The organism is Rhodospirillaceae bacterium, from assembly GCA_016712715.1.
In the GTDB taxonomy this organism is placed as follows: domain Bacteria; phylum Pseudomonadota; class Alphaproteobacteria; order Dongiales; family Dongiaceae; genus Dongia.
Genome location: JADJQM010000003.1, coordinates 433263 through 456522 on the forward strand (window position 1 = coordinate 433263; position 23260 = coordinate 456522).

18 protein-coding genes and 3 pseudogenes are annotated in these 23260 nt (G+C 62.7%); 8 read left to right on the forward strand and 13 right to left on the reverse strand.

The window, feature by feature from the left end; all coding sequences use genetic code 11:
- Position 1 precedes the first annotated feature (1 nt).
- From ccoO to IPK59_19870, 4 genes are read right to left on the reverse strand one after another with little or no spacing between them, the layout of a single operon-like run.
- Complete coding sequence (gene ccoO / locus IPK59_19855; protein MBK8160918.1) at positions 2-748, reverse strand: cytochrome-c oxidase, cbb3-type subunit II; 747 nt, start codon at positions 746-748, stop codon at positions 2-4.
- 18 nt (positions 749-766) lie between these two features.
- A complete protein-coding gene (ccoN, locus tag IPK59_19860) occupies positions 767-2221 on the reverse strand; it encodes a cytochrome-c oxidase, cbb3-type subunit I (GenBank protein ID MBK8160919.1) in 1455 nt (484 codons plus the stop codon).
- Positions 2222-2232: 11 nt separating this feature from the next.
- Positions 2233-2481 (reverse strand): hypothetical protein, encoded by a 249-nt coding sequence (locus IPK59_19865; GenBank protein ID MBK8160920.1) that lies wholly within the window; start codon positions 2479-2481, stop codon positions 2233-2235.
- Positions 2474-3295, reverse strand: coding sequence for a DUF2189 domain-containing protein (locus IPK59_19870; GenBank protein MBK8160921.1), 822 nt, complete (start codon positions 3293-3295; stop codon positions 2474-2476). Before IPK59_19870 ends, IPK59_19865 begins: the two co-directional genes overlap by 8 nt.
- Positions 3296-3478: 183 nt before the next feature.
- Here IPK59_19870 and IPK59_19875 point away from each other — a divergent pair, with 183 nt between their 5' ends.
- The 4 genes from IPK59_19875 (at position 3479) to IPK59_19890 (ending at position 7461) form a co-directional block, all read left to right on the forward strand.
- On the forward strand, positions 3479-4258 hold the full coding sequence (locus IPK59_19875; protein ID MBK8160922.1) for a sulfite exporter TauE/SafE family protein: 780 nt from the start codon (positions 3479-3481) through the stop codon (positions 4256-4258).
- Positions 4259-4347: 89 nt separating this feature from the next.
- Complete coding sequence (locus IPK59_19880) at positions 4348-5031, forward strand: CBS domain-containing protein (protein MBK8160923.1); 684 nt, start codon at positions 4348-4350, stop codon at positions 5029-5031.
- A 17-nt stretch (positions 5032-5048) separates the two neighbouring features.
- Positions 5049-6413, forward strand: coding sequence for an MBL fold metallo-hydrolase (locus IPK59_19885; GenBank protein ID MBK8160924.1), 1365 nt, complete (start codon positions 5049-5051; stop codon positions 6411-6413).
- 301 nt (positions 6414-6714) lie between these two features.
- Positions 6715-7461: a Crp/Fnr family transcriptional regulator gene (locus IPK59_19890; protein MBK8160925.1), complete on the forward strand. Its 747-nt coding sequence runs from the start codon at positions 6715-6717 to the stop codon at positions 7459-7461.
- Between the two features lie 18 nt (positions 7462-7479).
- Here the strand turns inward: IPK59_19890 and IPK59_19895 are convergent, their stop codons facing one another.
- Both IPK59_19895 and IPK59_19900 read right to left on the reverse strand, forming a co-directional pair.
- Positions 7480-8091: a response regulator gene (locus tag IPK59_19895; GenBank protein ID MBK8160926.1), complete on the reverse strand. Its 612-nt coding sequence runs from the start codon at positions 8089-8091 to the stop codon at positions 7480-7482.
- The gene (locus tag IPK59_19900) at positions 8088-9371 is read right to left on the reverse strand and encodes a PAS domain S-box protein (protein ID MBK8160927.1); all 1284 of its coding nucleotides are present in this window, start codon (positions 9369-9371) and stop codon (positions 8088-8090) included. Before IPK59_19900 ends, IPK59_19895 begins: the two co-directional genes overlap by 4 nt.
- 8 nt (positions 9372-9379) lie before the next feature.
- On the opposite strand from IPK59_19900, the gene IPK59_19905 reads away from it, so the two are divergent.
- A complete protein-coding gene (locus tag IPK59_19905; protein MBK8160928.1) occupies positions 9380-11950 on the forward strand; it encodes a cation-translocating P-type ATPase in 2571 nt (856 codons plus the stop codon).
- A 6-nt stretch (positions 11951-11956) separates the two neighbouring features.
- On the opposite strand, the pseudogene IPK59_19910 reads toward IPK59_19905, so the two are convergent.
- The 3 genes and pseudogenes from IPK59_19910 to IPK59_19920 form a co-directional block, all read right to left on the reverse strand.
- Positions 11957-13116 (reverse strand): annotated as a pseudogene (locus IPK59_19910) (MFS transporter).
- Positions 13117-13163: 47 nt separating this feature from the next.
- A pseudogene (locus IPK59_19915) lies at positions 13164-14546 on the reverse strand (FAD-dependent oxidoreductase).
- Positions 14547-14605: 59 nt separating this feature from the next.
- Positions 14606-14935, reverse strand: coding sequence for a helix-turn-helix transcriptional regulator (locus IPK59_19920; GenBank protein ID MBK8160929.1), 330 nt, complete (start codon positions 14933-14935; stop codon positions 14606-14608).
- Positions 14936-15161: 226 nt separating this feature from the next.
- On the opposite strand from IPK59_19920, the gene arsB reads away from it, so the two are divergent.
- The 3 genes from arsB to ahpF all read left to right on the forward strand — a co-directional run bounded on the left by arsB (position 15162) and on the right by ahpF (position 18581).
- Positions 15162-16211 (forward strand): ACR3 family arsenite efflux transporter, encoded by a 1050-nt coding sequence (gene arsB / locus IPK59_19925; GenBank protein MBK8160930.1) that lies wholly within the window; start codon positions 15162-15164, stop codon positions 16209-16211.
- 128 nt (positions 16212-16339) lie between these two features.
- A complete protein-coding gene (gene ahpC, locus IPK59_19930) occupies positions 16340-16903 on the forward strand; it encodes an alkyl hydroperoxide reductase subunit C (protein MBK8160931.1) in 564 nt (187 codons plus the stop codon).
- Positions 16904-16994: 91 nt separating this feature from the next.
- Positions 16995-18581, forward strand: coding sequence for an alkyl hydroperoxide reductase subunit F (gene ahpF / locus IPK59_19935; GenBank protein ID MBK8160932.1), 1587 nt, complete (start codon positions 16995-16997; stop codon positions 18579-18581).
- A gap of 23 nt (positions 18582-18604) precedes the next feature.
- Here the strand turns inward: ahpF and arsJ are convergent.
- The 4 genes and pseudogenes from arsJ to IPK59_19955 form a co-directional block, all read right to left on the reverse strand.
- Positions 18605-19844 (reverse strand): annotated as a pseudogene (gene arsJ / locus IPK59_19940) (organoarsenical effux MFS transporter ArsJ).
- Positions 19845-19847: 3 nt separating this feature from the next.
- A complete protein-coding gene (locus tag IPK59_19945; protein MBK8160933.1) occupies positions 19848-20894 on the reverse strand; it encodes an ArsJ-associated glyceraldehyde-3-phosphate dehydrogenase in 1047 nt (348 codons plus the stop codon).
- Positions 20895-20907: 13 nt separating this feature from the next.
- Positions 20908-21765, reverse strand: a complete 858-nt coding sequence (locus IPK59_19950; GenBank protein ID MBK8160934.1) for a metalloregulator ArsR/SmtB family transcription factor — start codon at positions 21763-21765, stop codon at positions 20908-20910.
- Between the two features lie 183 nt (positions 21766-21948).
- Entirely contained in the window at positions 21949-23256 is a 1308-nt protein-coding gene (locus tag IPK59_19955) for an HlyD family type I secretion periplasmic adaptor subunit (protein ID MBK8160935.1), read from the reverse strand.
- Between the last annotated feature and the right edge of the window lie 4 nt (positions 23257-23260).

The window sequence follows — 23260 nt, forward strand, 5'->3', positions numbered from 1 at the left end:
CTCATGGCTGGCTTCCTTCAACCGAGGCCCCGCTGGCCAGTTCCGGGCGATAGGTGGTGAAATCGACCATCCGGCCCAGCGACTGCAGATAGGCGACCAACGCGTCCATCTTGGTGATGCGCGTGGGATCGCCATCTAGATCGCCGATGACAGCCTTCGGATAGCGTTTTAGTAGCCCTTCGGTATCGGCATCTGGGGTCGCCTGGGCCATCATGTCGGCGGCGGCCTCGGCAATCATCTCCTCCGAATAGGGTACGCCCACGATCGTGAGCGCATTGAGATGGGCGCCGATCTCCTCCGGCTCCACATCCTGCTCAGCGAGATGCGGATAGGTCGGCATGATAGATTCCGGCACCACCGAGCGCGGGTCGATGAGGTGCGCCGCCTGCCAATCGTTGGAATATTTACCGCCGACGCGCGCCAGATCCGGCCCAGTCCGCTTGGAACCCCACTGGAATGGGTGGTCATAGATGCTTTCGGCCGCCAAGTTGTAGTGGCCATAGCGCTCGACCTCGTCGCGGAACGGCCTCACCTGCTGGCTATGGCAGTTGTAACAGCCCTCCGAGATGTAGATGTTGCGGCCGGCGAGCTCGAGCGGACTCAGGGGCCGAACCCCTTCAACCTTCTCGATGGTTTCGCCGATCGTGAAGAGCGGCACGATTTCCACCAGTCCGCCGATGGCAACCGTCAGCAGGATGCCGACCAGCAGGAAGATGGAGTTGGTTTCGAAGCGTTCGTGTTTGATCATGACAAGCCCTTTCCTGTCCTAGGCTTGCGCGACGGCAACGGTGCTGCCGATGCTGCGTTCTTGCCGCACATCGCCACGCATCGTCCGGATGAGGTTGTAGGTCATGATGATAGCCCCAATCAGGAAGAGGACACCGCCGAAACCACGCACCACATAGTAGGGATGCATCGCGGCAACCGTTTCGACGAAGGAATATTGCAGGAAGCCAAGGCTGTCATAGGCACGCCACATCAGGCCCTGCATGATGCCCGAGATCCACATAGACACGATGTAGAGCACGATACCGAACGTGGCGATCCAGAAATGCCACTCGACCAGGCGCAGGCTGTAGAGACGCTCGCGCTTCCACAACACCGGGACCAGGTAGTACATGGCGCCGAAGCTCACGAATGCCACCCAGCCCAAGGCACCGGAATGAACATGGCCCACCGTCCAATCAGTGTAGTGGCTCAGGCTGTTCACCGCCTTGATCGACATGACCGGACCCTCGAAGGTCGACATGCCGTAGAAGCCGACCGACGTCACCAGGAAGCGCAGAATCGGATCCGTGCGCAGCTTGTCCCAGGCGCCCGAGAGCGTCATCAGGCCGTTGATCATGCCACCCCAGCTCGGCATCCACAGCATGACCGAGAACACCATGCCGAGAGACTGTGTCCAATCCGGGAGGGCTGTATAGTGGAGATGATGCGGTCCGGCCCAGATATAGAGGAAGATCAGCGACCAGAAATGCACGATCGACAAGCGATAGGAATAGACCGGGCGGTTGGCCTGCTTGGGCACGAAATAATACATGATGCCGAGGAAGCCCGCGGTGAGGAAGAAACCGACCGCGTTGTGCCCATACCACCATTGCAGCATCGCATCCTGCACACCGGCAAACAGCGAGTAGCTCTTGGTGCCGAGGAACGAGACCGGCATGGAGAGATTGCGGCCAATATGCAGCATCGCCACGGTGACGATGAAGGCGAGATAGAACCAGTTGGCGACATAGATATGCGGCTCTTTCCGCTTCATCAACGTGCCGAGGAAGATCAGCAGATAGACGACCCAGACCAGGGTCAGCCACAGATCGGTGTACCATTCCGGTTCCGAGTATTCAGTGCCGCCGGTAATGCCGAGCACATAGCCGCTCGCCGCCAGAACGATAAACAGCTGGTAACCCCAGAACAGGAATTCCGCGAGGAGCGGTCCGCCGAACAGTGCCGTGCGGCAGGTTCGCTGCACGACAAAGAGGCTGGTACCTAGCAACACGTTGCCGCCAAAGGCGAAGATGACGGCCGAGGTATGCAGTGGCCGCAACCGCCCGAACGAGGTCCACTCCAGGCCCAGGTTGAGCACCGGAAAGGCCAGCTGGAAGGCGATGACCACGCCCACCAGAAAGCCCACCAGCCCCCAGAACATGGAGGCCAGGGTGAACATGCGGACAATCTGTTCGTTATAGGATGGCATGACGCCTGCCCGAGATTGTGTCATCGGAGATTCCTTTAGATATCGCTGCTGTTATGCGGCAGCAGAAGAGCAATGACGCGGAACAACATGAGGATGGCAAAGAGCGCGAGGCACGCGCCGAACAGCTGGAACATCCCGTCCACGGCCCGTGCCGTGACGAAGACTCCAAGCAGGGCAAATATTCCCAGAAACAGGATCGCGATCGCACCGGCGATACCGCTGGCATGCTCGGCGTCGTCAACAGACCCGCTGGCTGTGACGGATGGGGCGGCTCTTTCAGTCATTCTTTGTCTCCACCAGATCGCGGTAAGCGTGCCAGCTGGCATGCCCGATGAGGGGCATGGTCACTGCCAGCCCGATGCAGAATGTCGCGATACCCGCGACCGTGAATAGAACGATGAGCGCTGCCCAGCCGATGAGGACGCGCCAATTGACCAAGGTCGCGCAGACCGAGGTGGTGATGGCGCGCAGGCTGCCGCAATCGCGTTCCATCAACATCGGAAAGGCCACCACGCCGATGGCGAAGGCGACCACGGCGAGAACGCCGCCGGTGACGGTGCCGACCAGCAGGAAGGGAATGCCATCGGTCGAAAACAGCACCGCACTCACAAAGTGCTGCCAACTCGCGAGTTCGACGCCAAAGAAGCCGGCATAGATCAGCATGGCGATCCGCTCCCAGGCGAGGTGCAGAAACATCATGATGAGGCCCATGGTGAACAACTGCCCCGCACGCGGCCGCCACGAGAGCGCGATGTCGACGACGTTGAGCGGCAGGCCCTTTTCCAGCCGCCGGCTGATTTCATAGAAGGCAACCCCCAGCAGTGGGGCGATGAAGAAGAAACCGGCGGCGAGCGGAAAGGCGTAAGGCCGCAACTCGCTTTGCCAAAAGCCGAAAATGAGAAGCGCGCTGAACAAGGCGATGCCAATACCGAAGGTGAGGCTGACGGCACCGGCGCGGACGAAGTCCTGCCAGCCGCGCAACAGCCAGCGCCACGGCTGCTCGACAGTCACAAGATTGACCGGCAACTCCAGGTCGATCCCGATGATCGAGGTATAGCGCACGCCGTCGGGATCGCGCGATGTATCGGATCTGGCCATTAGCTTTGTCCCTCGACCGATTCTCCTGGGTGAACCTGGGATGAACCGGACTCTTTCATAGCGCAAACTACCCGCCTCCCAAAGGCGGTCCTTGACATAGATCAAGGCGGTCCTGTCTCAAAAGGTGTTTCCAGGAAAATTATTTGCCGGTAGAACAAGCCGATAGCGGCGCAATGGTGGCTTATGCTGGAACTTGCCAAAGGGCTTGGTGAACACTGCCTGGTGGTGGTGCAGGGCCATGGATCCATCATTTTCAGCATGCTTCTGGCCGGGCTGGTCGGTAGCTTGACGCATTGCGTCGGCATGTGCGGGCCGTTGGTCGCCGCGCAATCGCTGGAACTTGCGGCGTCGCGCACTTTATCGCAGGGACAGATCTGGCGGCGCCTCTCCGGCGGCGCTCTCATCCCCTATCAACTGGGCCGCAGCACAACTTATATGCTCTTGGGCGCTCTCGCAGCTTTACCGATCGGCGCCGGCGGCCAGATTCTCTCCATTTCCTGGCTGCCGCCGGTCCTGCTCTGGACCGCTGCCGCCATGTTCCTGTGGCAAGGTTTGTTGAAGCTGGAGGCAATTCCGGCCGGATTTGCAGCTGGCACATTGACGGCCGGTGGCGTCTTCGGCGGGGTGCCCGCGGGGGCGACTCGCCATCTGCGCGACGCGACTCGCGCCCTCCTGCGCCACCCGACCGGGCTGCGTGGCTATCTGCTCGGCATTCTCCTGGGTTTCCTCCCCTGCGGCCTCCTATATGGCGCTCTGGTCGCGGCTGCGGCCACCGGTGAGCCGCTGGCCGCAGCCATTGCCATGCTGGCCTTTGCGGTCGGCACCTTTCCACTCTCCTGGGCGATCGGCTATGGCAGCCGTTTCGCGGCGGCGCGCTTCCGTGCCAAAAGCCGCGTCCCTCTCGCCCTGCTGATGATCTTCAACGCCGTTCTGCTCTTGGCCATCAGCCTGCCGCTCCTTTGACATTCGCCGTTTTTGCCCCATATCAAGACGGTCACGGGAATTGCTGCCTATCTTTAAGCCAAGATTCTGCCCTTCCGGAGGAGATCCCCATGCTCGCCATCGATATCATGACGCCGGCTGTTATCACGGCCTCGCCCGAGACGTCTGTTGCCGAACTGTGCCGGCTGATGCTTGAATCGCGCATCAGCGCCTTGCCGATCGTCGATAAGCAGGGGGTACTCGCGGGCCTCATCACCGAGGGGGATTTGTTGCGCCGCTATGAGAGCGGCACCGACAAGAAGCGCTCGCGCTGGGCCGAAATGTTCGTCAGCGACGCCACCCTCGCCGCTGAATATGTAAAGTCGCACGGCCGCACGGCCAGGGACCTCATGACCCCGGACGTCGTCACCGTCGACGAAAGCACACCATTGCGCACCATTGCCGACATGTTTGAGTCGCGCGGTATCAAGCGCGTGCCGGTGCTGCGCGAAAAGCGGTTGGTGGGCATGGTCAGTCGCGCCAATCTGCTGCAAGCCCTGGTGGCTAGCGCGCAGACGGCGGGTGAAGCCCCGGCCGACGACGCCACCATCCGCGCCAAGCTGGTGGCTGAGTTTGCCGACAAGCCGTGGCGTCCCAGCAACGTCATCGTGCGTCAGGGGGTCGCCCATCTGTGGGGCGAAGTGACCTCGGAAGAGGAGCGCGCCGCCATGCGGGTCGCCGCCGAGAACACGCCTGGCGTCAGAAGCGTCAAGGACCACACCGTCTATCCCACCGTCTGGCCACCCTTCGGCTGACGGCAGGTCAGCCGGCGATGACGCGCAAGATCACATTCCTGGGCGGTGTCGGCACCGTCACCGGATCGAAATATCTACTCAGTTCCGCCGGACGACGGGTGCTGGTTGATTGCGGCCTGTTCCAGGGCCTCAAGCAACTGCGCCTGCGCAACTGGGCGAAGTTCCCGGTGCCGCCTGGTTCGATCAGCGCTGTCGTGCTGACCCATGCCCATCTCGACCATTCGGGCTATTTGCCAGCACTGGTCCGCGACGGCTTCGCGGGCAAGATCTTTGCCTCCCACGGCACCGAGGAGGTCTGCGGCATCATCCTGCCCGATAGCGGCATGCTGCAGGAACGCGACGCCGAATTCGCCAACAAGCATCGCTTCTCGAAGCACAGCCCGGCGCTGCCGCTCTACACGGCCGACGACGCGGCCAAGGCGCTTGAGCGGTTCGTTTCTGTACCCTTCGATCAGCGCCAAGAGATTGCGCCAGGCATTGCCATCACCTTGCGCCGCGGCGGGCATATTCTCGGCGCCTCCATCGTCGAATGCGATTTCGAAGGAATGAAGCTGGTCTTCTCCGGCGATCTCGGCCAGTTCGGCGATCCCATGATGGTCGACCCGGTCCTGATCAATGATGCCGACTACCTCCTGGTCGAATCCACCTATGGCGACCGCAGGCACGATCCGCTGGATCCAGAAGAAGCATTGCTGCGTGTCGTCAAGCGCACGGTCGAACGCGGCGGTACCGTCGTGGTGCCGGCTTTTGCGGTGGGGCGCGCTCAGACCCTGCTTTACCATCTCAGCCGGTTGCGTAAATCGGGGCGGCTCGGCAGTGTTCCAGTGTTTCTCGACAGCCCGATGGCAACCGACGCCACGGATCTTCTGACCGCGCATCCCGAGGATCATCGCCTCTCGGCCGAGCAATGCCGCGCTGCCTTTGCAATCGCCCGCATTGTCCGCAGCCCCGAGGAATCCAAGGCGCTGACTGCCGAGCCGATGCCCAAGATCATCATCTCGGCGAGCGGCATGGCGACCGGCGGCCGGGTGCTGCATCACATCAAACACTATGTGACCGACCCCAACAGCACCATCCTGTTCGCCGGCTTCCAGGCCGCTGGCACGCGTGGCGCCGCCATGGTCGCCGGTGCTGAAAGCGTCAAGATCCACGGTAGCCACTTTGCGGTGAAGGCACAGGTCGAGAATTTGTCGATGCTGTCCGCTCATGCCGACGTCGATGGCATCATGCGCTGGCTCCACGGCTTCAAGCGGCCACCGAAAATGACCTTCGTGACCCATGGCGAACCGACGGCTTCCGACGCCTTGCGCCAGCGCATCGAAGAAGAACTCGGATGGACCTGCTCCATACCCGAACATTTGCAGCGCGCCATTCTTGATTGACGGCTGATCCAGATCAAGACGGCAGCAGGGACGCCGTGCCATCTTGCTTGAGGTATTGGGAGCTCGACCTTGCAACTGCGGCTGTTCGACTGCGACAGCCCGTCGCAATACGTAGATTCCCTTAGGTAGCATCCCTGACTGTTCGGGCACCCCCTCCTTATCTAGATTTGCCTTGTCCGGCGTTTCCCGGAATTACTGCAAGGGGGACATTATGCCTACAGCCATTCAATTCGTGTCGTCTCACGAACCAGCGCATCCTGGCTTAGGTATACCTTACGGTGTGCCGCTCGGTGTGTTTCCGATGACTGCCCCGGCACCTCAGGCCCTCCCTTCGGCGCTGACCCGCGGCCTCTCGTCGCAGGACATGCTCCGCGTCAATGCGGCGCGCCCCACCTTCTGCACACTCGAAGCCGGTGAATCGCTCTATTATCAGGGTGATGATTGCCGGAACATTTATCTGCTGCTCGACGGCTGGGCCTTCCGCCACCAGATTCTCGAGGACGGCCGCCGCCAGATTCTGGACTTCGCCCTGCCCGGCGTTGTTTTCGGCCTGCCCGGCACCGGAACCATGTCACACAGTCTTGAAACGCTCACCCCCTGCACCTTCAGCGTCTTCACCCGCGAACGCCTGTTTGACCTGATGCGCGACGTCCCGGCCCTTGGCTTCCGTTTGCTGGAAATCATGGCCGATGCAGAATCGCGGGCTTTCGAGCACCTCACCAGCGTCGGCCGCCGCACCGCCAAGGAGCGCGTCGCCCATCTTCTGCTCGAACTCGTCCTTCGCGCCCATAGCGAGACGCCGGCACCGCGTGACGGCACCATGACACTGCCGCTGATGCTGCCGCATATTGCCGACGGCCTCGGCCTCACCAGCGAGACTGTCTGCCGCGCGCTCTCCGCCATGCGCAAGGAACGCGTCGTCAATCTGCGCGGCCAGAAGCTCGACGTCATCGATCTGAAGCGTCTCGCCGCAGCCGCCGGTGTCGACTTGTCGCAGGTCCGCATGCGGCCAGGCGCCCGGACGCAGGACCTGAAAATGGTGTCCTGAGACAAACGAGGATCGCGGTCAGGACAAGCGCAGCGTTCCCAGTTCCATCGCCATCCTCACCAGTTCCGGCAGGCTTTTCGCCTTCATCTTCTCCATCACCCGGGCGCGGTGGATCTCCACGGTCCGGATGCTGATGTCAAGCGTGTGGGCGATGATCTTGTTGGCATCGCCCGCTATCAGAAGATCAAAGACTTCACGCTCGCGAGCGGTCAGGCTTTCCAGCCTCGCCAGCAACTCGGCGCTGACCGGCCGCAGCTTCAAGCGGCCTTGGTGCTTTCTGATGGCCCCTTCAATGCTGCCGAGGATAGCTTCGTCGGCGAACGGCTTCTCGACAAAATCGGCGACCCCGGCCTTCATCGCTGCCACCGCTAGAGGCACTTCGCCATGTCCGGTCATGATCACCACCGGAACATCGACGCCTGCCTTCTCCAGGGCGGCGAATAGCTGCATGCCGTCCATGCCGGGCATACGCACATCGGTCACGATGCAATCCGGCACCTGGACCGAGCAACGATCCAGCACCGGCTGGGCGCCCGGAAAGGCCTCGACCGTTAGACCGGCCGATTCCAGCAGGATGGCCAACGAATCCCGCACGGCGTCATCATCGTCGACAACATAGACCAGCGTCATGCGGCCTTCCCATCCATCTCACCGGTGATCGGCAGGGCAATGTAGAAGCTAGCCCCTCTCTTTGCATTCGGTGTGGCCCATAGCCTGCCGCCATGTGAATCAATAATCGTCTTGCAGATCGACAGCCCCAGCCCCATCCCGCGTTCCTTTGTGGTGACAAAGGGCTGGAACAACTGCGCCATCACCTTGGGCGCGAGGCCGGGGCCGCTGTCGCTGATCGAGATCTGCGCCATATCCTTGCCTACCAGCCCCGTCGTCACCACCACATCGCGCGGCAAGGGGTGCTCGGTCATCGCCTCGACGCTGTTGCGGATGATGTTGAAGACCACTTGCTGGATCTGCACCTTGTCGATCAGTACCGACATGGGTTCGGTGCCGAGCACCCAGCGCACATTGATGCTGCTCTCCTTGGCACCGACCAAGGCAAGTGCGGTCGCTTCCTCGACCACATTGTTCAGTTCCTCGATCTGCCGCTCCGCTTCGCCGCGCTGGATGAAGCCGCGCAGATGGCGGATGATCTCGCCTGCGCGCGCAGCCTGGACAACCGCCTTGTCCATCACTTCCATGATCCTCGGTGAAACCGCCACCGCTTCCGCCTGCAGCAGCCTTCTTGAAGCCTGGACATAGTTGACGATGGCGGCCAGCGGCTGGTTGAGCTCATGGGCCAGGGTCGAAGCCATCTGCCCCACATCGCTGAGGCGCGAGACATGCAGCAGCTCAAGTTGCAGTTCATGGAGCCGATTCTCGGTCAATTGCCGCTCGGAGAGATCGCGGATGAAGCCGGTGAAATGCCGCTTGCCCCCGATCATCGCCTCGCCCACCGATAGCTCGATCGGAAAAGCGCTACCATCCTTGCGCTGGCCGACGACGATCCGCCCAATGCCGATGATGCGTCGCTCACCAGTCTCAAGATAGTGCTGGATATAGCCGTCATGGCGCTCATGATAGGGTGATGGCATGAGAATGCTGACATTCTTGCCGATGGCCTCGGCGGAGGAGTAGCCGAACAGACGCTCGGCGGCTGGGCTAAAGGATTCGATCAATCCGCGTTCGTCTATGACAAGAATGGCGTCGGGCGCCGTCTCCAGAATTGAGCGCAGGCGCGCTTCGCGCTCACGCAGCATCTCGTTGGTCACCGTCGCATCATGTTCGCTCGACATCCCTGCCCCCTGACGGAAAATTGTAGTATAGACAGGCCCCTTAAGGAAGGTGGTTGATGTCAGATCGTTGCGCCATTTTCGGGCATTCCGGTTAGGCGGCCCGGGCAGTGTCGACTCCATCTAGTCACATGTTGCCGGCCGGTCTCCTGCCTCTTGACGCGGATCGAGTGGGGTTGAGCGAAGCCGAAGCCCAGGCGCGCCTGCTGCGCGAGGGCTACAATGAATTGCCCCATGGCGACCGTCGTTCTGTGATAGCTATCCTGCGCGACGTCCTGCGCGAGCCGATGCTGGCCTTGCTGCTCGGTGGCGGGCTTATCTATCTCTTCATCGGCAGCCTCTCTGAGGCGCTGATCCTGCTCGCTTTTGCCTCCTTCTCCGTCCTTGTGACGTTGGTGCAGGAATCGCGCACAGAACGTGTGCTCGAATCCCTGCGCGATCTTTCCAGCCCACGCGCGCTGGTGATCCGCGATGGTGTCCGCAAGCGCATCCCGGGACGCGAGGTAATACGCGGCGATCTGGTCGTGCTGGCCGAAGGTGACCGCATCCCGGCCGATGTCAGCCTGATCGAAGCCAGGGATCTTCTGACCGACGAATCCCTCCTCACCGGCGAATCCGTGCCGGTGCGCAAGGCCGCGCGCGGCGTTGATGCGCCGGTGCCGCACCAGCGGCCGGGCGGCGACGATCTGCCGACGGCCTATTCCGGCTGCCTGGTCGTGCGCGGCGCCGGCCTCGGCGAGGTGATTGCCGCCGGCCGTCACAGCGAAATCGGCAAGATCGGCGAAACATTGCACAGCCTGCAGCAGACGCCACCGCGCTTGCAGGCGCAGACACGCCGCCTGGTTCGGATCTTCGCCATTATCGCAGCACTCGTCACCGCCGCCGTCTTTCTCATCCATGGCCTCGGCCGGGGCGCCTGGCTTGATGGCATCCTCGCCGGAATCACGCTCGGCATGTCGTTGATCCCCGAGGAATTCCCGGTCGTCCTCACCGTCTTCACGGCGATGGGCGCCTGGCGCATTTCGCATGCCCACGTGCTGACGCGCCGCGCCACCGCTATCGAAACCCTGGGCGCCGCCACGGTCCTTTGCACTGACAAGACCGGGACCTTGACCGAGAACCGAATGTCGGTGGCCGAATTCCGCGTCTGGGATGGCCCGACCCTGCGCGTCGAACGCGGTATGGCTGACCACCTGCCGGAGGAGATCGCCGAGCTGGCGGCGATCGGCATTCTTGGCAGCGCACCCGTTCCGTTCGATCCGATGGAGAAGGCCTTTCACGACCTAGCGCCACGCCTCTCCGACACGGTGCATCCCGCCGCCGACCAGCGCAGCCTGCTGCGCGAATACGGCTTGCGCCCGGATCTCCTTGCCATGTCGAATGTCTGGCAGATGCAGGATGAAGTCGGCACCTGCCTCGTCACCACCAAGGGCGCGCCGGAAGCCGTGGCGACGCTGTGCCGCTTCGATGCCGCCGATCATGCCCGCCTCAAGAGTGTCGTCGACGAGATGGGACGCGCCGGCATGCGCGTCCTCGGCCTCGCGCGCGCCAGGGTCGCGGCCGACGGTCTCCCGGACACGCAGCACGGTTTCAGCTTTGAGTTTCTTGGCCTAGTGGGGCTCTCCGATCCCTTGCGCGCCGGTGTGCCAGCGGCGGCGGCTCAGGCGCGCGCCGCCGGCATCCAGGTCGTAATGATCACCGGCGACTATCCCGCCACCGCCCGCGCCATCGCCACCGAGGCCGGCATTGCCGGCCATACGGTGCTCACTGGCAAGGAACTCGACCGGCTCGACGATGCGGCCCTTGACGCCTGCATCGCCGACATTGGCGTCTTTGCCCGCATCTTGCCGGAACAGAAATTGCGACTTGTGAGCGCGTTCAAGCGCCGTGGCGAGATCGTTGCCATGACCGGCGACGGCGTCAACGACGCGCCCTCGCTTAAAGCTGCGCATATCGGCATCGCCATGGGCGGGCGCGGCACCGATGTCGCGCGCGAGGCGTCCTCGATCGTCCTGCTCGACGACGATTTTTCCTCGATCGTGACGGCGATCCGCCTCGGCCGGCGTATCTATGACAATCTCAGAAAGGCGATGGGCTTCATCGTCGCCGTCCATATCCCGATCGCGGGATTGGCCCTGCTGCCGCTGCTGTTCGGACTGCCGATTCTGTTCGGACCGATCCACATCGCCTTTCTCGAAATGGTCATCGACCCGGTCTGCACACTTGTCTTCGAGGCCGAGACGGATGAGGAGGACATCATGCGCCGCCCGGCCCGCGACCCCGAGGCGCCGCTCATCTCGCGCCAGGTATTGGTCTGGAGCATCCTGCAAGGTTTTGCCACCCTCGTCGTATCGGCCTCAACCTTCCTCTATGCCTGGTGGCAGGGTGTGCCGGCTGACGAGCTGCGTGCGACGGTGTTTGCAACGCTGGTCATCTGCCTCGTGGCGCTGATCCTGGTCAATCGCAGCTACAGCAGCTCACTGCGGACAGCAATCATGCGGCCCAACATGGCGCTGGGATTCGTGCTGGTACTGGTTGCCGTCCTTTTGGCCGTCACGTTGACACTGCCGATGGTCAGCGACCTGTTCCATTTTGGCGTCCTGCAGGCGCCCGATTTCCTGGAGGTGGGGGTTGCCGGCTTGCTGCTCTGGGTGATGCTAGAAGCCGTCAAGAAGCTGATGGGAAAGCGACTTCAGCCTTGACTCTGGTCATCGATGCCGCCGCGTGGCACCGAACAGCGCCCAGGCAATGAGCACATTCATCCCGGCCACCGTCACCACCACGCCCAGCGCCAGATGCGCACCCCAGATCTCGATCAGCAGGGCGCCGATCGAGGGAGCTGCCGCCTGCGCCATGAGGCTGGGTCGCGCCAGCTTGCCCATGATCGGCGCATAATCGTCGGGCCCGAACAGCACCAGCGGCAATGTGGCCCGCGCGATCGATTCCAGCCCGATCCCCGCGCCATAAAAGATGAGCGTGAGATAAACCAGCGGCAAATCCCCCACAGCAGGCCGAGGCCAAGCGCCACCAGCGAGACCGAGGCGATCTTGGTCCAGATCGGATGGTGATAGCGCCCGACCACCATCTCGATGAACCGGGCGCCGACCTGCGACGGACCGACCAATGCCCCCAGCGCCACCGCCGCCGCGAGCGAAATGTCGCGCGCCTGGAGGATGGTCAGAAGATGCACCGAGATCACAGTCGAAACCGTCGAGCCGACCATGATCGTGACTGCCAGCAGCAGGAACATCGCGCGCGACGGCGGCGCGGTTGCTGGTACCTCGCCCATCTCGGCCGGCGCACTCGGCAGCGCGCGCTTCTGCACGCCCTCCTTCGGAAGTGCGAACAGATAGAGCGGCAGGCAGATGAAGAGGTGGATGGCGGCATAGGTGGCACAGGCACCGCGCCAGCCCAACTCGGCCACCAGAAAGGCGCTGAGCGGCCAGCAGGCGGTGCTGGCAAAACCGCCGAACAGAGTGAGCGTGGCGATGAGATGGCGCGCACCCTGGCCATAGATTCGGCCGAGGGTTGAGAAGGCCGGATCATAGAGCCCGGCTCCCATGCCGCAACCGATGACCAGCCAGGCCATGAGGAACACCGGCAGGTTGGGCGCCAATGCCAACCCTATGAGACCAGCCGCCAATAGCAGGGCGCTGACGGCAAGAATGGGTCGCCCGCCATGCTGCCGAATTTTGCGTCCGACGAAAGGCGAGGCAAGCCCTGCGATCAGCAGGCCCAGCGAGAGGCCACCAACCACCCAGGAGAGGGACCAGCCCGTGTCTCCGGCAATGGGTTGCGCCAGCACCGCCGGCAGGTAATAGGACGAGCCCCAGGCGAGTATCTGCGTGACACCAAGAACCGGCACCACGACGCGCGGCGAGGTCTTCCAGCCCGCCGCACCGTCAGGGGTTTGCGTCACGCAGCCGCCCCGCAACCGCAGCCTTGCTTGCCGGCCGACTTTGCAACGACATCGGCCACACAGCAGGATTTGCTTTCGACGGGCGCCGGTCCGCCGCAGCACCCAGCTCCGTCCACCGCGCTGTCGGTCGAACAGATCCCAGTCTCCGGCAGGACCAGTTGCACATTGTCGGCCGCCGTCAGGTCGCCCGCGATGGCAGCTGCCACCGAGCGCGCCTGTTCATACCCGGTCAGCAGCAGGAAGGTCGGCGCCCGCCCATAGCTCTTGACGCCGATGGTGTAGAAGCCGGGCTCCGGATGCGACGTCTCGCGATGGCCATGAGGCGACACCGAGCCGCAGGAATGGAGATTGGGATCGATGAGCGGCCCCAGTGCTCTCACGCCTTCCAGCCACGGATCGAGTTCCAGCCGCAGCTCGCGTGTCATCGCAAGATCCGGGCGCTGGCCGGTCGCGACCACTATCCGGTCGATCTCGGGCAAGCTGCGTTCGCCACCTGCCGTCATGCCGACCAATTGCAACCCACCTGCCGTCTCACTGAGCGCCGTGGCCGAGAAACCGGTCACGAGCTGAATGCGTCCCTGCGCCACGAACTGGCTGAGGCGCGTCCCGAGCGCCCCGCGCGCTTCCAGCTGATCGGCCGAGCCGCCGCCATAGATCCGGTTCATGTTGGTGGCGCGCACGACCCACATCGCCTGCGTCTTCGGCGCAGCTTCGACGAGGTGCAGCAGATCAAGCAGCACGTTGATGGCCGAATAGCCACCCCCCACGACGGCGATCCGCTTGTCCGCATAGTCGATGCGCTTCGTCCCCAGCACATCCGGCATGCCATAGGCAATGCGCGCGGCATGATCGGCTTCGTTCAAGGCAGGCAAGCCCGAGGCTCCGAGCGGGTTGGGATTCTGCCAGGTGCCTGAGGCATCGATCACGGCCCGCGCATGATCCAGCCGAGTTGCGCCATTCTCCTGCACGATCCGCAATTAGAATGGCACATCCGCGCGCCCCCTGCTGGTCACCTTGTCGAGGCCAGCGCGCGAGATGGCGACGACCTTGGCCCCGGCCTCGATGCTGTCGGTCAGTTCGGGCACGGTTGAGAGCGGCTGCAGATAGTGCCGGTACAATTCGTCCCCCGTCGGCAAGGCATCAGCCGGTGGCAGTTCCCAGCCATGTCGTTCCAGCAGGCGGCGCGAGGCGGTATCGACATTCTGTTCCCAGGTGGTGAACACGCGCACATGTCCCCAGTCGCGGATATTGGCCCCGACCGAGGGGGCGGCCTCATAGACCTTCACCTTGAGGCCGCGCTCGGCAAGATGCGCCGCGGCGGCAAGCCCGATCGGCCCGGCCCCAATCACCGCCACCGGAAGTGTGTCCATCGCATTCATGGTCGAACTCCTCACTATTTCCAACATATTCGAAATATTCGCTCAAAAAAAGAGACGCCCTAGGCGGCGCGTCCTTGGGGATTGGATTTGAGCGTGTGGCATTTGGCATCCTGGCAGCATTCGTCGACCAGATAGCCGACCAGGCTCTGCATCGCCGGATAGACGGCGTGGCACACCAGCGTCGTCCCCTGCCGTTCCTGGCGAATGAGGCCCGCCTCCATCAGGTGCCTGATATGGTGCGACAGGGTCGAGGCGGCGATACCCAGCTTGTCCTGCAGGGTGCCGCAGGCAAGGCCATCCTCACCCGCCCGCACCAGCGCTCGATAGAGCTCGAGCCGGAGCGGGTTGCCGAGGGAGGCCAGTTGTTGCGCTGCTATTTCGAGTTTCATGGAAATATGATGATGCCTCTGAAACCGGACGTCAAGATACTATTTTCGGATTATTCGAATTATAGGATGAGGCTCCATGCAACCTTCATACCCGCTGCCTTGACGGCATAGCCCCGATTCCGTCATCGTCTACAATGGGAAAACAACTCGCGTGGTTTTGTCCCTTCCGCCCTCGCCCACCGAAACCTCGCACAATTGGCCTGACCGCTGCTGCGGAGTCTGTACCTTGTCCCTGTTCGAACGCTATCTGACCCTGTGGGTCGCCTTGTGCATCATCGTCGGCATCGCTCTGGGCCATTTTCTGCCTGGGATCTTCCAGGCGATCGGCAGCGCCGAGATTGCCCGGGTGAATCTGCCGGTAGCAGCACTCATCTGGCTGATGATCATCCCGATGCTGATGAAGATCGACTTTGCCGCCTTGGGTCGTGTGCGCGAACATTGGCGCGGCATCGGTGTCACGCTGTTCATCAACTGGGCAGTGAAGCCGTTCTCGATGGCGGCACTCGGCTGGCTTTTCATCGGCTGGCTGTTCCGCCCCTATCTCCCGGCCGATCAGATCGACAGCTACATTGCCGGGCTCATCCTGCTGGCAGCGGCTCCCTGCACGGCCATGGTCTTTGTCTGGAGCAATCTTTGCAAGGGCGAGCCCCACTTCACCCTGAGCCAGGTTGCGCTGAACGATGTCGTTATGGTGTTTGCCTTCGCGCCCCTGGTGGGCCTCCTTCTCGGCCTCTCCGCGATCACTGTCCCCTGGGATACTCTCCTGCTCTCGGTCAGCCTCTACATCCTCATCCCCGTCATCGTGGCCCAGATCCTGCGCCGGACCCTGCTGGCATCGGGTGGGTCCGCGGCGCTGCAGGGCATGCTGGGCCTGCTGCAGCCGCTGTCACTCATCGCTCTCCTGGCCACGCTGGTGCTGCTGTTCGGCTTCCAGGGCGAACAGATCATCGCCCAGCCGCTGATCATCGCCCTTCTCGCCATGCCGATCCTGATCCAGGTCTATGCGAATGCCGGCCTCGCTTATCTCCTCAATCGCTGGGCCGGCGAGGCGCATTGTGTGGCGGCCCCCTCGGCCCTGATCGGCGCAAGCAATTTCTTCGAACTGGCCGTGGCCGCCGCCATCAGCCTGTTTGGCTTCCACTCCGGTGCCGCCCTAGCCACCGTTGTGGGCGTGTTGATCGAAGTGCCTGTGATGCTCTCGGTGGTGGAGATCGTGAACGCCAGCCGGGGCTGGTACGAAACTGGCCCCGCCGTGCGCCGGATTCAGAGTCGATAGCCTGAAGATAATCCAATTATTCGACTAGATCGATCATACACAACATAATAATCGATTTCTTTAATCGATCTCGATCCCCTATGTCATACGCACCGTTTTGCGGAAAACATCACTGGAGAGCCGAGACCATGTCGTTGATCAACACCCCCATTAAGCCGTTCAAGGCCGAAGCCTATAAGGGCGGCAAATTCATCACTGTGACCGAGGCCGACGTGAAGGATATGTGGTCGGTTTTCTTCTTCTATCCGGCCGATTTCACCTTCGTCTGCCCGACCGAGCTCGAGGACCTCGCCGATCATTACAGCGAGTTCCAGAAGCTGGGCGTCGAGATCTACAGCGTCTCGACCGACACGCATTTCGCCCACAAGGCATGGCACGACACCTCGGCCGCCATCAAGAAGATCAATTACACGATGCTGGGCGACCCCACGCTGAAGCTCAGCCGCAATTTCGAGGTGCTGATCGAGGAAGCAGGTCTTGCTGATCGCGGTACCTTCGTGATCGACCCCAATGGCGTGATCCAGATCGTCGAGATCACCGCCGGCGGCATCGGCCGCGATGCCAAGGAACTCCTGCGCAAGATCAAGGCGGCGCAGTATGTCGCAGCGCATCCGGGTGAAGTCTGCCCGGCTGCCTGGAAAGAGGGTGCCAAGACCCTCGCCCCGTCTCTCGATCTGGTCGGCAAGATCTAACTGTCGACGTCTCACCGCGCACATCCCGGATCCGCCCTCGCGCGGGTCCGGGATGATGCCGCGGCACCGTATTCCCAAGAGAGCCATCGTCATGCTGGACGCCAATCTGAAAGAACAGTTGAAAGCCTATCTCGAGCGGATCACGCAGCCGGTGGAGCTGGTGGCCTCGCTTGACGACAGCGACGGCGCCCGCGAAATGCAGGAACTGCTGGAGGAGATAGTTTCCCTCTCCGACCAAATCACGCTGATACGGCGCGACAGCGACGATGTGCGCAAGCCTTCCTTCCTCATCCAGCGCGCTGGCACCGCGGTCGGCGTGCGCTTTGCCGGCCTCCCCATGGGCCATGAATTCACCTCGCTTGTCCTTGCCCTGCTGCAGGTCGGCGGTCATCCCGCCAAGGCCGCGCATGATGTGATCGAGCAGATCCAGGCGCTCGACGGCGACTATCTGTTCGAAACCTACTTCTCGCAGTCGTGCCAGAACTGCCCGGACGTGGTGCAGGCGCTCAACCTGATGAGTGTCCTAAACCCGCGCATCCGCCACGTCTCGGTCGACGGTGCCCTGTTCCAGGCCGAAGTCGATGCCCGCCAGGTGATGGCGGTGCCGACCGTGTTCCTCAACGGCGAAAGCTTCGGCCAGGGCCGCATGAGCCTGGAGCAGATCGTGGCCAGGCTCGACAGCGGCGCCGAGAAACGTGCTGCCGAAAAGCTGAAGACCAAGGACGCCTTCGACGTGCTGGTGGTGGGTGGTGGCCCGGCCGGTGCCGCAGCTGCGATCTATGCCGCGCGCAAGGGCATCCGCACCGGTGTCGCCGCCGAACGTTTCGGCGGCCAGGTGCTGGACACGATGGCAATCGAGAATTTCATCTCGGTCTCCCACACCGAAGGACCCAAGCTCGCCGTGGCGCTTGAGGAACATGTCAAATCCTATGACGTCGACATCATGAACCTGCAGCGCGCCGAGAAGCTGGTGCCGGCCAGGGTGCCGGGCGGCCTTGCCGAAGTGCATCTCGCCAACGGCGCGGTGCTGAAGGCGCGCAGTGTCATCCTCGCCACCGGCGCGCGCTGGCGCCAGATGAACGTACCGGGCGAGGACCAGTACCGCAACAAGGGCGTTGCCTATTGCCCGCATTGCGACGGCCCCCTCTTCAAGGGCAAGCGTGTCGCGGTGATCGGCGGCGGCAATTCCGGCGTCGAGGCGGCGATCGACCTGGCCGGTATAGTGGCCCATGTGACGCTGGTCGAGTTCGATGGCCAGCTCCGCGCCGATGCGGTCCTGCAACGCAAGTTGAAGAGCCTCGCCAATGTCAGCATCATCACCTCGGCCCTCACCACCGAGGTGCATGGTGACGGCGCCAAAGTCACGGCGCTCACCTACAAGGATCGCAACAGCGACAGCCTGCATCGCGTCGAGCTTGAAGGCATCTTCGTGCAGATCGGCCTGGTGCCCAACACCGAATGGCTGAAGGAGGCGATCGCCCTTACGCCGCGCGGCGAGATCGAGATCGACCATCGCGGTGCCACCTCGCAGCCCGGCATCTTCGCCGCCGGCGACGCCACGACCGTGCCCTACAAGCAGATCGTGATCGCCATGGGCGAAGGGTCAAAGGCAGCTCTCTCCGCCTTCGACTATCTCATCCGCCTTGCCCCGGCCGAAGAGACAGCGGTCGCCGCCTGAGATGTATCGTCACGAGGCCAGGGTCACCGGTCGGCGGAAGCGCCGAACGGCGGGAGCAACAACGTGATGACCCAGCAGACAACCAGCATCGCGGCCGAACCAAACAGGCAGGCCTCCAAACCGCCCCAGCCATACAGCAGGCCGGACAGCAACGTCCCCGCAAACCGGCCTGCTGCGTTGGCCGCGTAATAGAAGCCGACGTCCTCGGCCGCCCTCTTCGAGCCGGCGTAAGCGAGGACCAGGTAGGAATGGACTGATGAGTTGACGGCAAAGGCCACGCCGAACAGGACGAGGCCGAGAATGACCGGCCAGATCGCAGCGGAGTCCGGTTGGCTCAACCCAGCCATGAGCCAGGCCGCCATCGATGCCGGGATCATCGCCAGTATCAAGGACCACCAGCGCGCCGCCGAGACACCGGGATCGTGATCGTGCTCGTGTCGGGCACGCCGTACCAGGGCGGGTGCCGCCGCCTGTACCACGCCGTAGCCGACCGTCCAAATGGCGAGGAAGCTTCCGACCATGGTAAAGGTCCAGCCTGCCTTGTAGAGGAAGATCGGCAGGCCGACGACGAACCAGACATCGCGGGCACCGAACAGAAAGACACGCGCTGCGGACAGCAGATTGAGGCCACGCCCTTTGGCGAAGAACTCGCGGGCCGAGCGCGATGGTTGCGCCTTCCCCATCCCGGGCGGCAGCGTCAAGATTACGCCCATCAGCACGCAACCAAGGGCCCCGGCCATCGCCCAAAGGGCACCACGAAAACCGAGCAATTCCAGCAGCAACCCGCCCAGAAAGAAACCGAGGCCTTTCATCGCGTTCTTGCTGCCCGTGAACCAGGCAACCCAGCGAAAGAGCCCTCCCGGCAGCATCGCCCGCGGTAACCTTGATGGCCGATTTGCTGGCTGTCTTTGTCAGGTCCTTGGCGACGCCGCAGATGCCTTGCGCAGCGATAACCCACGCAACCGAGGCAGCGACGCCCCAGGCCGGGTTCAGAGCCGACATCATCAGAAAGCCGGCGATCTGGGTGATGAGTCCCACCATCAACATGCGCGGAATGCCGAACCGGGTTGCAAGCCAGCCGCCGATAAGATTGGCGAGGATACCTGCCGCTTCGTAGAGCAGGAACAGGAAGGCCAGTGTAAGGGGCGAATAGCCGAGGCGGAAGAAGTGCAGCAGGACCAGCATGCGCAAGGCGCCGTCGGTCAGGGTGAAGCCCCAATAGGCCGCCGTGACGATGATATAGTGGCGGGCGGCACTCACGATTGCCTAGAGTCCCGCGCGGCCGAGCATGCAGGCCAGATCCACCATGCGGCAGGCATAGCCCATCTCATTGTCATACCAGGCATAGACCTTGAGCAGCGTGCCATCCGTCACCATGGTGGATAGCGCATCGACGATGCTGCTCCGCGTGTCGCGCGCATAGTCCGCTGAGACCAGTGGTCGGGTCTCGTAGCCGAGGATGCCGGCAAGCGGTCCAGCGGCTGCCTGCCGGAACAGCGCATTCACCTCATCGGCCGTCGTTTCACGCTGCAGTTCGAACACGCAATCGGTTAGGCTGGCATTGAGCACCGGGGCCCGCACCGCATGACCATTCAGCTTGCCTTTGAGATCGGGGTAGATAAGCGCGATCGCCGTGGCACTGCCGGTGGTGGTCGGCTGCAGTGAAAGCAGCGCGCTCCGCGCACGGCGAAGATCCCTGTGCGGTGCGTCGGTCACCACATTGGTGTTGGTGGGATCGTGAATAGTGGTGATCTGGCCGTGGCGAATGCCGATCGCCTCATGCACCACCTTCACGACCGGCGCCAGGCAATTTGTCGTGCAGGACGCAGCCGTGACGATCGGATATCTCGCTGGATCATAGAGATGATCGTTCACCCCCACGACGATATTGAGCACACTATCGACCTTGACCGGCGCCGCCACGACGACGCGCTTCGCGCCGCGATCGAGATGACCCTGCAACACCCCGGGCGTCAGGAACTTCCCCGTACATTCCAGCACCAGATCGACGCCGAGGTCACCCCAGGGAATATCCGCGGGCTGGGCTCGAGCCGAGAATGTGATGCGGCGTCCCTTGATGGTAATTGCGTCTTCGCCTTCGACCGCGATGTCGGCGCCGCGCCAGCGCCCTTGCACGCTGTCGAATTCAAGCAGATGTGCCGTGGCGGGGGCGCCACCTTTCAACTCGTTGATGTGAACGATATCGAGGCGGTTTTCCTTCCGCGGGTCATCGTCGGGGCGCTCAGCCGCGCCGAATGCCGCGCGCAAGGCGAGGCGACCGATACGGCCCATGCCGCTGATGCCTGTACGCATGATCCCGGCCTCTCTATCGCGCCATCACATGCGGATCGGCGAGTTCGTCGAGCCTCGCCTTCAAGGACATGCGGTTCAGGGAGTTGATCGGCAAGTTGATGAAAATCTCCAGGCGTCGTCGCAAACCCGCATAGGTTTCATTGATCAGCGTCGCACGTTCGATGGCACTCCCGGTGAATTTCACCGGATCCGGCAGGGGCCAGGCGGCAGTGACGACGCTCACGCCAAAATCCGGGCAGACCTGACCGGCGACGGTGTCGCACAGGGTGATCACGAAATCGATCTGCGGGGCGTCGGGCTGAACGAATTCATCCCAGGATTTTGACCGAAGGCCGGAGACGTCATGCCCGAGTGCCTTCAATTGAGCCAGAACTTGCGGAACCGGGCCTTCCTTGGCCGGCGCCGATCCGGCCGAATAGGCTCGGAAGCGATTGCCGCCAATCTTGGCGAGGATCGCCTCGGCCATGATGGACCGCGCCGAGTTGCGCGTGCACAGGAAGAGGACGTTGAAGGGATCCGCTTGCATGACATTGGCCTCCGTGGTGAGAGACGCGAGAAAGCTGCCCAGCCCGGAGTTGCGGCCCCTGTCAGGCCCGCAACAGGTTTCCGCAAGATAGCCGAGCAGATCCCGCAGGCGCGCCAAATGCGCGGTATAGATCAGGTTGCGGCCATAGCGCCTCATCGCGATCAGGTCGGCCTGCTCTAGGGCGCGGAGATGAAAGGACAGGGTCGAAGACGCAACGCCAAGTTGGTCGGCGATGTCGCCGGCCGACATGCCCCCTGGGCCTGCGGCCAGGAGCGCCCGGATCAAATCCAACCGCGTGGTCTGGCCGAGGGCCGTGAAAAGCTCCGCCGCATCATTCGTTTCCATAATTCGAGAATAATCGAATCAAATAGCAATGAATATGAAACTATTGTTACAAGTTCTCCCCAATCGCCCTGTCTATCAGTCTATAGGTGTAATCTTATCCGGCGATCAGGTGGATGCCGGCTCAACACTGGCCCGCGAAAGCGGGCGCCATATTGTGGGCCGCCTTGCCCTGCTGGCGCAGGGCTACTCCTCGCGAAACGTTCGCGCCAATTGGTCAGTGAGCGGTTTCACGAAATAGCTCAGCACAGAGCGCTCACCGGTCTGCACATAGACCTCGGCAGGCATGCCCGGGACCAGGCGGTCGCGCAGGTCAACCGGCAACGCCTCGCGGTCGAACTGCAGGCGGGCTAGATAGAAGCTCTGTCCCGTGGTCTCGTCGAGGGTGGCATCGGCTGACAGGCTGTAGATGGTGCCAACCAGTTCCGGGGTCGTCTTCTGGCTGAAAGCGCTGAAGCGAACGAAGGCCTTGCCACCGGTTGCGACCTGGTCGATATGCTGCGGGTCGATCCGCGCTTCGATGATGAGGCGATCCTCCTCCGGCACGATCAGCATCATCGTCTCGCCCGGATTGACCACGCCGCCGATCGTGTGGATGGTCATCTCCTGGACGAAGCCGGCGCGCGGCGCCAGGACATCGATATGACGCAGCTGGTCCTCGGCGGCGACATGGCGTTCGGCGAGCTCGGCGAGCTTGGCCGAGACATCCCGGAGTTCGGTGAGGGTCTCCGCCAGCATGTCGGCCTCGAGTTGCGTCATCTGCATCTCGGTCTCGGCGATCTTGTTCCGGGATTGCGCGATCGAGGCGGTGAGCTCGCCGCCTTCGCCATTGAGCCGTTCGGCGTCCCGCTCCAGCGCCATGACACGGGTGACGGGGACCAGCTTCTTGGCAGCCAGGTCATGGACGCCGACCAGTTCCTGGCTGATCAGCTGCAACTGCGCCGCGCGAGAGGCGGATTGCGCGGTCAGCCCCTTCATTTCCTGACGGATTTGCGCGACCTGCTCCTTGAGCTGCTTCCGCTTCTGCGATTTGAGATCGCGCTGAGCGGAGAGCAGGGTCTGCTCGGCACGGAGGGCTTCGTCGAATTTAAGGCGATCGCCGGCGACTTGAAAATCGACCGATAGGACAATCTCGTTCTTACCGTCCCGCATCGCTTCCAGCCGCAGGCGGCGGGCGGTGAGTTCGATAAGCTGGTTGCGGATCACCTCAAGATTGGCGCGCGGCAAGGTCGCATCCATGCGCAGCAGCGGTTGCCCGGCCGCGACCCGGTCGCCTTCGCGCACCAGCAATTCGGCGACCAGCCCGCCTTCGCGGTGCTGCACCTTCTTGGTGTTGGATTCGACCACCACCTGCCCCGTCGCCACCACAGCGCCGGCAATGTCACTGGCCGCGGCCCAACTGCCGACCACGCCGAACAGAAGTGCGATCAGCACGGATCCAGCGATGACGTGGCTGCGGATGCCCCAGGAGTCGGTCGCCTGATGATCTGCCATGTAC

Coding starts and splice junctions, on each gene's coding strand:
- ccoO (MBK8160918.1), bottom strand. CDS start 748: ATGATCAAACACGAACGCTTCGAAACCAACTCCATCTTCCTGCTGGTC.
- ccoN (MBK8160919.1), bottom strand. CDS start 2,221: ATGACACAATCTCGGGCAGGCGTCATGCCATCCTATAACGAACAGATT.
- IPK59_19865 (MBK8160920.1), bottom strand. CDS start 2,481: ATGACTGAAAGAGCCGCCCCATCCGTCACAGCCAGCGGGTCTGTTGAC.
- IPK59_19870 (MBK8160921.1), bottom strand. CDS start 3,295: ATGGCCAGATCCGATACATCGCGCGATCCCGACGGCGTGCGCTATACC.
- IPK59_19875 (MBK8160922.1), top strand. CDS start 3,479: ATGCTGGAACTTGCCAAAGGGCTTGGTGAACACTGCCTGGTGGTGGTG.
- IPK59_19880 (MBK8160923.1), top strand. CDS start 4,348: ATGCTCGCCATCGATATCATGACGCCGGCTGTTATCACGGCCTCGCCC.
- IPK59_19885 (MBK8160924.1), top strand. CDS start 5,049: ATGACGCGCAAGATCACATTCCTGGGCGGTGTCGGCACCGTCACCGGA.
- IPK59_19890 (MBK8160925.1), top strand. CDS start 6,715: ATGACTGCCCCGGCACCTCAGGCCCTCCCTTCGGCGCTGACCCGCGGC.
- IPK59_19895 (MBK8160926.1), bottom strand. CDS start 8,091: ATGACGCTGGTCTATGTTGTCGACGATGATGACGCCGTGCGGGATTCG.
- IPK59_19900 (MBK8160927.1), bottom strand. CDS start 9,371: ATGGAGTCGACACTGCCCGGGCCGCCTAACCGGAATGCCCGAAAATGG.
- IPK59_19905 (MBK8160928.1), top strand. CDS start 9,380: ATGTTGCCGGCCGGTCTCCTGCCTCTTGACGCGGATCGAGTGGGGTTG.
- IPK59_19920 (MBK8160929.1), bottom strand. CDS start 14,935: ATGAAACTCGAAATAGCAGCGCAACAACTGGCCTCCCTCGGCAACCCG.
- ahpC (MBK8160931.1), top strand. CDS start 16,340: ATGTCGTTGATCAACACCCCCATTAAGCCGTTCAAGGCCGAAGCCTAT.
- ahpF (MBK8160932.1), top strand. CDS start 16,995: ATGCTGGACGCCAATCTGAAAGAACAGTTGAAAGCCTATCTCGAGCGG.
- IPK59_19945 (MBK8160933.1), bottom strand. CDS start 20,894: ATGCGTACAGGCATCAGCGGCATGGGCCGTATCGGTCGCCTCGCCTTG.
- IPK59_19950 (MBK8160934.1), bottom strand. CDS start 21,765: ATGGAAACGAATGATGCGGCGGAGCTTTTCACGGCCCTCGGCCAGACC.
- IPK59_19955 (MBK8160935.1), bottom strand. CDS start 23,256: ATGGCAGATCATCAGGCGACCGACTCCTGGGGCATCCGCAGCCACGTC.